The organism is Streptomyces sp. NPDC088116, from assembly GCF_044741745.1.
Taxonomy (GTDB): domain Bacteria; phylum Actinomycetota; class Actinomycetes; order Streptomycetales; family Streptomycetaceae; genus Streptomyces.
This window is the reverse complement of record NZ_JBIUTF010000002.1, coordinates 1,411,501-1,418,765: the sequence shown is the minus strand read 5'-3', so window position 1 is coordinate 1,418,765 and position 7,265 is coordinate 1,411,501. Positions and strand designations below refer to the sequence as shown.

Annotated in this window: 9 protein-coding genes; 4 read left to right on the top strand and 5 right to left on the bottom strand. The window is 68.6% G+C overall.

Going from position 1 to position 7,265, the window contains the following annotated elements; genetic code table 11:
* Positions 1-299 precede the first annotated feature (299 nt).
* A complete protein-coding gene (locus ACIOJD_RS12505) occupies positions 300-941 on the bottom strand; it encodes a DNA-3-methyladenine glycosylase (RefSeq protein WP_401911584.1) in 642 nt (213 codons plus the stop codon).
* A gap of 109 nt (positions 942-1,050) precedes the next feature.
* Here ACIOJD_RS12505 and ACIOJD_RS12500 point away from each other — a divergent pair, with 109 nt between their 5' ends.
* The 3 genes from ACIOJD_RS12500 to ACIOJD_RS12490 all read left to right on the top strand — a co-directional run bounded on the left by ACIOJD_RS12500 (position 1,051) and on the right by ACIOJD_RS12490 (position 3,126).
* Positions 1,051-1,833, top strand: a complete 783-nt coding sequence (locus tag ACIOJD_RS12500; protein WP_401911581.1) for a sporulation protein — start codon at positions 1,051-1,053, stop codon at positions 1,831-1,833.
* Positions 1,834-1,889: 56 nt separating this feature from the next.
* The gene (locus tag ACIOJD_RS12495; RefSeq protein WP_401911579.1) at positions 1,890-2,429 is read left to right on the top strand and encodes a YbhB/YbcL family Raf kinase inhibitor-like protein; all 540 of its coding nucleotides are present in this window, start codon (positions 1,890-1,892) and stop codon (positions 2,427-2,429) included.
* A gap of 154 nt (positions 2,430-2,583) precedes the next feature.
* Complete coding sequence (locus ACIOJD_RS12490) at positions 2,584-3,126, top strand: HNH endonuclease (protein WP_401911577.1); 543 nt, start codon at positions 2,584-2,586, stop codon at positions 3,124-3,126.
* 17 nt (positions 3,127-3,143) lie between these two features.
* Here the strand turns inward: ACIOJD_RS12490 and ACIOJD_RS12485 are convergent, their stop codons facing one another.
* The 4 genes from ACIOJD_RS12485 to ACIOJD_RS12470 form a co-directional block, all read right to left on the bottom strand.
* Positions 3,144-3,920 (bottom strand): sulfite exporter TauE/SafE family protein, encoded by a 777-nt coding sequence (locus tag ACIOJD_RS12485; RefSeq protein WP_401911574.1) that lies wholly within the window; start codon positions 3,918-3,920, stop codon positions 3,144-3,146.
* A gap of 62 nt (positions 3,921-3,982) precedes the next feature.
* Entirely contained in the window at positions 3,983-4,912 is a 930-nt protein-coding gene (locus ACIOJD_RS12480; RefSeq protein ID WP_401886149.1) for an SPFH domain-containing protein, read from the bottom strand.
* 90 nt (positions 4,913-5,002) lie between these two features.
* A complete protein-coding gene (locus ACIOJD_RS12475; protein WP_401886148.1) occupies positions 5,003-5,431 on the bottom strand; it encodes an NfeD family protein in 429 nt (142 codons plus the stop codon).
* 50 nt (positions 5,432-5,481) lie between these two features.
* Positions 5,482-6,273 (bottom strand): ABC transporter ATP-binding protein, encoded by a 792-nt coding sequence (locus ACIOJD_RS12470; RefSeq protein WP_401911570.1) that lies wholly within the window; start codon positions 6,271-6,273, stop codon positions 5,482-5,484.
* A gap of 136 nt (positions 6,274-6,409) precedes the next feature.
* On the opposite strand from ACIOJD_RS12470, the gene ACIOJD_RS12465 reads away from it, so the two are divergent.
* Positions 6,410-7,192 (top strand): hypothetical protein, encoded by a 783-nt coding sequence (locus ACIOJD_RS12465; RefSeq protein WP_401911567.1) that lies wholly within the window; start codon positions 6,410-6,412, stop codon positions 7,190-7,192.
* The last annotated feature ends 73 nt before the right edge of the window (positions 7,193-7,265 follow it).

Below are 7,265 nucleotides of genomic sequence, written 5' to 3'. Positions count from 1 at the left end.
TCTTCGCTTTCGCGTTTCCCTTTCCAGCGGTTCCGACTCTACCAGATTCACTCGGCGCTACTGTCTGCCTCAAGAATTCTGGCGGCCTTTGGATTGGCCTTTTGCCTTTCGGCTGTTCACTACTTTAACCGAATCCCGGTCCGGCTCATAATCGAGCCATTGAGCCTGTATTTCGGCACGCCGAAAGTACATACCCGTTGGGGTCTGATCGTAAGGAGTGGATGGCCGCTGCGGGGGCTGCTGACAGCAGGACCCGTGAAGTGCGGCTCGGGCTACGTTAGGGGAGCCTCCTGAGCGAGTCAAGTTCGGCGTTTGCGCGGGGCATGAGCGCGGTAGGGGCTGACCGATGGGTCACCGTCGATCCAGAAGCGCCAGGGGTGGCCGGCTCCGTCACCGCCCACTCCCGTACGGGGGCCGCTGCGGACCTGGTCAGCCGTGATCGGGCGGCCCGTCAGTACCGACAAGGGCGATCCGGGTCCGGCGCAGACGTCCGTGCCGTTGAGGTCCCGGCCGACATCAAGGGCCGTGGCCAGGCGGGCCGGGCCTTTGGCCAATTCCCTGTCGTGGCGGGCCGAGAGTCGACGCTTGCGGGTCAGTTCGGCGCCGGTACGGATCTCGCCCGCCCGCAGCAGGACCCCGCTCGCCATGCCCTCGGGGCCGCACACCAGGTTGAGGCAGTGCCACATCCCGTAGGTGAAGTAGACGTACGCGTGACCGGGCGGCCCGAACATCACCGCGTTGCGGGCCGTGCGGCCGCGGAAGGCGTGCGAGCCCGGGTCGATCTCCCCCGCGTATGCCTCTACTTCCGTGAGCCGGACCTCGATGAGTCCGTCATCCGTACTGCGCACCAGCGTTCGGCCCAGGAGGTCGGGCGCGACCTCGAGGACAGGGCGGTCGAAGAAGTCCCGCGGCAGCGGCATACGGTCGGAGCTCTCGGTCATGGCGTACGAGCGTACTGGGGAACCGGAAACCGGGGACCGGAAGCCTGAGATCGGGAACCAGTCACCGCCATGGCGCGTATGTAGAGGTCAGGACCTAGAAGGAGTGGATATGGGCTTCAAGAAGCTGCTCGCGAGCATGGGTGCCGGGGGCGCGTCCGTCGAGACGGAGCTGACCGAGTCGAACGTCGTCCCCGGCGGCGTCGTCCAGGGCGAGGTGCGGCTCCAGGGCGGCTCCGTGAACCAGCGGATCGAGGGGCTCAGCATCGGCCTCCAGGCGCGGGTCGAGGTCGAGGGCGGCGACCAGGAGAGCAAGCAGAACATCGAGTTCACCAAGGAGAGCATCGGTGGGGCCTTCGAGGTGCAGGCCGGGGCCGTCCATGTGGTCCCGTTCGGTCTGGAGATCCCGTGGGAGACCCCGATCACGACCATCGACGGGCAGCAGCTGCGTGGGATGAACATCGGAGTGACCACGGAGCTGGCGATCGCGCGGGCGCTGGACTCCGGTGACCTGGACCCGATCAACGTCCACCCGATGCCGGCGCAGCAGGCGATCCTCGACGCCTTCATCCAGCTGGGCTTCCGCTTCAAGAGCGCCGACATGGAGCGTGGCCACATCCGCGGGACGCGGCAGCGGCTGCCGTTCTACCAGGAGATCGAGTTCTTCGCGCCGCAGCAGTACCGCGGGCTGAACCAGGTCGAGTTGACCTTCGTCGCGGACGACCGCGAGATGGACGTCATCCTGGAGATGGACAAGAAGCCGGGGCTGTTCAGCGAGGGCAGCGACTCGTTCAGGGCCTTCCAGGTGGGGCTCGACGGCTTCCAGGACACCGACTGGTCCGCCTACCTCAATCAGTGGCTCGCCGAGGTGGGTGGCCGTCGCAATTGGCTCTAGGGCCGGGCACTAGGCTCGATTCCGCAAGGCAGGACAGCCGATTCGGAGGTTCAGACGTGACCGAGGCGAAGAGGGCTCCCCTCCCTCATGACTTCCATCCGCAGGTGCCGTCGTTCAGCGTGGTGAGCGATGACGTCTCGCCCGGGGCGGTGCTGAAGGACGCCCAGGTCCATGCTGCCGGGAACACCTCGCCGCACCTGCGGTGGGAAGGCTTTCCGGCGGAGACCAAGAGCTTCGCCGTGACGTGCTTCGATCCTGACGCGCCGACCGGCAGCGGGTTCTGGCACTGGGTGGTCTTCGACATCCCGGCGTCGGTCAACGAGCTTCCGGTGGGCGCGGGCAGCGGTGCGTTCGAAGGGCTGCCCGAGGGCGCCGTGCAGGCGCGTAACGACTACGGGTCGAAGGACTTCGGTGGCGCGGCGCCGCCTCCCGGGGATCCGGCGCATCGTTACGTATTCACGGTGTACGCGGTGGACAGCGAGAAGTTGGGGCCCGACAGCGACGGCTCGCCTGCTTTCGTGGGATTCAATCTGCGGTTTCACACGCTGGCGCGTGCGCAGCTCATCGGGGAGTACGCGGCTCCCGCCGGGGGCTGACCGTTTGCCTGTTGTTTGCCCTGCCCTGGTCTTGGAGAGATCAGGGCAGGGCATTTTTTATTGTGTTGTCCCTCGTGGCGCGCCCGGCCAGAGTTGATCCAAGCCCAAGGGCCCCCGTCGACGGGGCTGGGCCGGCACACGGGAGGTGGGCGGGATGCGGGACACGCTGGTACTGAATGCGAGCTTCGAGCCGCTGTCGACGGTGACACTCAACCGTGCGGTGGTGCTGGTGCTCCAGGACAAGGCCGTCGTCGAACAGGCCCACCCCGCCCTTCGCGTGCGCGCCGCCGCGGTGGAGCTTCCGGTGCCCCGGGTGATCAGGCTCTGCCGGTTTGTCCGGGTGCCCTTCCGAAGACAGGCTCCGTGGTCGAGGCGAGGGGTTCTGATACGGGACCAGCACCGGTGCGCCTACTGCGGCAGACGCGCGTCGACGGTGGACCACGTGGTGCCGCGGTCCCGGGGAGGGGCTGACAGCTGGCTGAATACGGTCGCTTCCTGCGCCGAGGACAACCACCGGAAGGCCGACCGTACGCCGGAGCAGGCGGGAATGCCGCTGCTGTTCCAGCCGTTCGTGCCGTCCCCGGCCGACGCGATGCTGCTCTCGCTGCGAGCGGGTGAGCGCTCGGAGCTGCCACCGTGGCTGGCCGGGGTGGCCGGCGCGGTCGCCGGGCTCCCCGCCGCCCGGCCGGCCGCGTAGGCCCTGCCCGCTGTGTCCTATCCGTACCTGCGGATCAGCAGTTGGACGATGGCGACCACGCCGACCGCCACCACCAGGATGCGCAGTGCCACCGGTGGCAGTCGGCGGCCGACCTTGGCGCCGAGCTGACCGCCCAGGGCCGAGCCCACGGCGATGAGCACGACCGCCGTCCAGTCGAACTCCGCGACGAAGAGGAAGAAAAGCGCGGCGACGCTGTTGACGACGGCGGCGAGGACGTTCTTGACGGCGTTGAGGCGCTGCATGCTGTCGTCGAGCAGCATGCCCATCAGGGAGAGATAGATGATGCCCTGGGCCGCCGTGAAGTAGCCGCCGTACACACTGGCGAGCAGTAGTCCGGCGAACAGGAACGGGCCGCCGTTGGGGCGGGCCTGGGTGCCCTTCCGTTCGCGGCGGGCCTGGACGGTCCTGGCGAGCCGGGGCTGGAGGATCACCAGGACGAGGGCGAGCGTGACCAGGACGGGCACGATCGTCTCGAAGGCCGTCGAGGGCAGCAGGAGCAGCAGTGTGGCGCCGCTGAGTCCGCCGACGAGTGCCGCGCCGCTCAGGATCAGGATGCGGCGGCGCTGGCCGGTGAGTTCGGCGCGGTAGCCGATGGCTCCGCTGATCGAACCCGGTATCAGGCCAAGGGCGTTGGAGACGGTCGCGGTGACCGGCGGGAGGCCGGTCGCCAGCAGGACGGGGAAGGTGATCAACGTGCCGGAACCGACGATGGTGTTGATGGTCCCGGCGCTGATCCCCGCGACGAAAACGGCGAGCATCTCCCAGATGGTCACGGTGCACTGCCCCTCGGTGATCGGTGCCGGATGCACCGATCATGCACGAGGGGCAGGTCCGATCAGTCCAGCGGGGTGTTCTGGGGGCGTTCCTTGGCGGTGTCGAAGCCGGGCACGCCGCCGCCGAGGTTGCCGAAGGCTCCGCTGAGCCCCTTGAGGGCGTCGCCGATCTCGCTGGGCACGATCCAGAGCTTGTTGGCGTCTCCCTCGGCGATCTTGGGGAGCATCTGGAGGTACTGGTACGACAGCAGCTTCTGGTCGGGGTCGCCCGCGTGGATCGACTCGAAGACCGTACGGATCGCCTGGGCCTCACCCTCGGCGCGCAGGGCGGCCGCCTTGGACTCGCCCTCGGCGCGGAGGATCGCGGACTGCTTCTCGCCCTCCGCGGTGAGGATCTGGGACTGGCGGATGCCTTCCGCGGTGAGGATCGCGGCGCGCTTGTCACGGTCGGCGCGCATCTGCTTCTCCATCGAGTCCTGGATGGAGGTCGGCGGTTCGATGGCCTTCAGCTCGACGCGGTTGACGCGGATGCCCCACTTGCCGGTGGCTTCGTCGAGGACGCCGCGCAGGGCCGCGTTGATCTCCTCACGGGAGGTGAGGGTCCGCTCCAGGTCCATGCCACCGATGATGTTGCGCAGGGTGGTGACGGTGAGCTGTTCGATCGCCTGGATGTAGCTGGCGACTTCGTACGTCGCCGCGCGGGCGTCGGTCACCTGGTAGTAGATGACGGTGTCGATGTTGACGACCAGGTTGTCCTGGGTGATCACCGGTTGGGGCGGGAACGGGACGACCTGTTCACGGAGGTCGATCCGGTTGCGGATCGAGTCTATGAACGGAACGACGATGTTCAGTCCCGCGTTGAGTGTGCGTGTGTAGCGGCCGAACCGCTCGACGATGGCGGCGCTTGCCTGCGGGATGACCTGGATCGTCTTGATCAAGGCGATGAATACAAGCACCACCAGGATGACCAGGACGATGATGATTGATGGCATCGCGTTCCTCGGGCCCTTCGCTGCCGGATGTTCCGATGATCGAGTTTCTCAGACGGGGGACGTACGTGGGGACCGTTCAGGTCGGTTGGCTCACATCACGACGGCTGTCGCACCGTCGATTTCGACCACATCGACCTGTTGGCCTGGTTCGAACGTCGCTTGGTCGTCGTAGGAGCGCGCCGACCAGACCTCACCGGCGAGCTTGATTCGGCCACCTCTGCCGTCCACCCGCTCCAGGACCTCGGCCTGACGGCCCCTCAGGGCGTCGATTCCGGTGGCCGATCCGGGGCTCGCGCCGCGCTGCCGGGCCGCCAGCGGGCGTACGACCGCGATGAGCGCGACGGACACCACGACGAACACCAGCACTTGGGCCACCACTCCGCCGCCCAGCGCCGCGACGACGGCGCCGGCGACGGCGCCGACCGCGAACATGCCGAATTCGGGCATCGCCGTGATGACGAGCGGAATGCCCAGTCCGACGGCGCCGATCAGCCACCACACCCATGCGTCGATTTCCACATGGTCATGGTAGGTCCGGGGGTCCCTCTCGGGACAGGGGTGATAACCAGTCAGCTGAGCGGCAGTCCCTGCGCGGTCCAGCGGTCGCCCGTGCGTTCGACGACGAGCGGGAGCCCGAAGCAGAGCGAGAGGTTGCGGGAGGAGAGCTCCGTCTCCACGGGACCGGCGGCGAGCACCTTGCCCTGGCGGATCATAAGGACATGGGTGAAGCCCGGCGCGATCTCCTCGACATGGTGAGTGACCATGATCATGGAGGGGGCGTACGGGTCGCGGGCCAAGCGGCCGAGACGGCGTACGAGGTCCTCGCGTCCGCCGAGGTCCAGGCCGGCCGCGGGCTCGTCCAGGAGGAGCAGTTCGGGGTCGGTCATCATCGCGCGGGCGATCAAGGTGCGCTTGCGCTCGCCCTCGGAGAGCGTGCCGAACTTGCGGTCCAGGAACCCGGTCATGCCGAGCCGGTCGAGGAAGGCGCGGGCGCGCTGCTCGTCGACCTCGTCGTAGTCCTCGTTCCAGGACGCCGTCATGCCGTACGCGGCGGTGAGCACGGTCTGGAGGACCGTCTGGCGCTTGGGCAGCTTCTCGGCCATGGCGATGCCCGCGATGCCGATCCGGGGACGGAGGTCGAAGACGTCGACCTTGCCGAGGCGCTCGCCGAGGATCTTCACCTTGCCGGTGGTCGGGAAGAGATAGCTGGACGCGAGATTGAGGAGAGTGGTCTTGCCGGCGCCGTTGGGGCCGAGGATCACCCAGCGCTCCCCCTCCTTGACCGACCACGAGACATCGTCCACCAGAGCACGTCCGTCGCGGACCACGGATACGTCCACCAGCTCCAGTACATCGCTCATGAGCGCGTTGTCTCCCCATGCAATCGTCTTGAGGTTTCGGATGCGCCGGTAGGCGCGGCCCCCAGGGAAAACCTACGCCACCGGTCGGGCCGCCCGGCTGTGAGGTCCGATACCCCGGGTTCCTTAGGCTGGGTCCATGCTTTCGCAACCACGCTCAGGACTGCTGGCCGCTTGGGGAAACGCCCTGTTGGCCGGGTTTGTATCGCCGGACGACGCCATGCTCGCCGTGGTCGGCGACGATGCCGTGCACCGGGTGGAGGGCCTGCCCGGCGAGGCCGGCCCCGTCGGGCTCACGCTGGCGCTGGGGCGGTTGCGGGCGCTCGGAGTGACCGGGTTCCGGATCGCGCTGCCCGCGCCGGGGCATCCGCTCGGGCTGAGTGGACCGCCCGAGTTCAACGCACGCGCGCTGGAGGCGGAGGAGGCGGTGATCGCCACGGGGGCGCCGTACGGGCTCGTCCCCGCGGTGACCTCGGTGGGCCCCGACGGCGACCAGCACGTCGAGGTCGTCTGGCACTGCCTGCCCGTACGGGAAGCGCCACCGGTGGACGTGCCCTCCCTCGGGGAGGCGGAGCGCGAGCTGGCCGAGGCGCTGCGGGAGGCGACCGACATGCTCTCCCGGCTGGATGTGGCCGCGTCCGGGCCGGCGGCCGAGGCCGCGCTGGACGCGTACCGGGCGCGGGCCGAGCGGGGGCGCGAGGTGCTGGCTCCGGGGTATCCGCCGCGGGCTGTGCGGGTGCTCGAACTCGCGCAGCGGATCGGGCTGCTGGTCTCGCTGGCGTACGAGCACGGGCACGGGGGCGCGGTGAGCGCGTCGGAGATGGCGGCGCGGGGGGAGGCGTTGCGGCCGGTGGAGCGGTTTGCTCGGCGGGCGCAGGTGGCGTCGTACAACGCGTATGTGGAGGAGCGGGAACGGGGGTGAGGTGTTGCCGTCGGGCGGGGCGGGTCCTGGGCGCCGTCGGGCGGGGTGCGGTGTCGCCGTCCGGCGCGGGGTG

What these genes read in the sequence shown, in the direction of transcription:
- ACIOJD_RS12505 (WP_401911584.1), bottom strand. Translation starts at nt 941, where the DNA reads ATGACCGAGAGCTCCGACCGTATGCCGCTGCCGCGGGACTTCTTCGAC.
- ACIOJD_RS12500 (WP_401911581.1), top strand. Translation starts at nt 1,051, where the DNA reads ATGGGCTTCAAGAAGCTGCTCGCGAGCATGGGTGCCGGGGGCGCGTCC.
- ACIOJD_RS12490 (WP_401911577.1), top strand. Translation starts at nt 2,584, where the DNA reads ATGCGGGACACGCTGGTACTGAATGCGAGCTTCGAGCCGCTGTCGACG.
- ACIOJD_RS12480 (WP_401886149.1), bottom strand. Translation starts at nt 4,912, where the DNA reads ATGCCATCAATCATCATCGTCCTGGTCATCCTGGTGGTGCTTGTATTC.
- ACIOJD_RS12470 (WP_401911570.1), bottom strand. Translation starts at nt 6,273, where the DNA reads ATGAGCGATGTACTGGAGCTGGTGGACGTATCCGTGGTCCGCGACGGA.
- ACIOJD_RS12465 (WP_401911567.1), top strand. Translation starts at nt 6,410, where the DNA reads ATGCTTTCGCAACCACGCTCAGGACTGCTGGCCGCTTGGGGAAACGCC.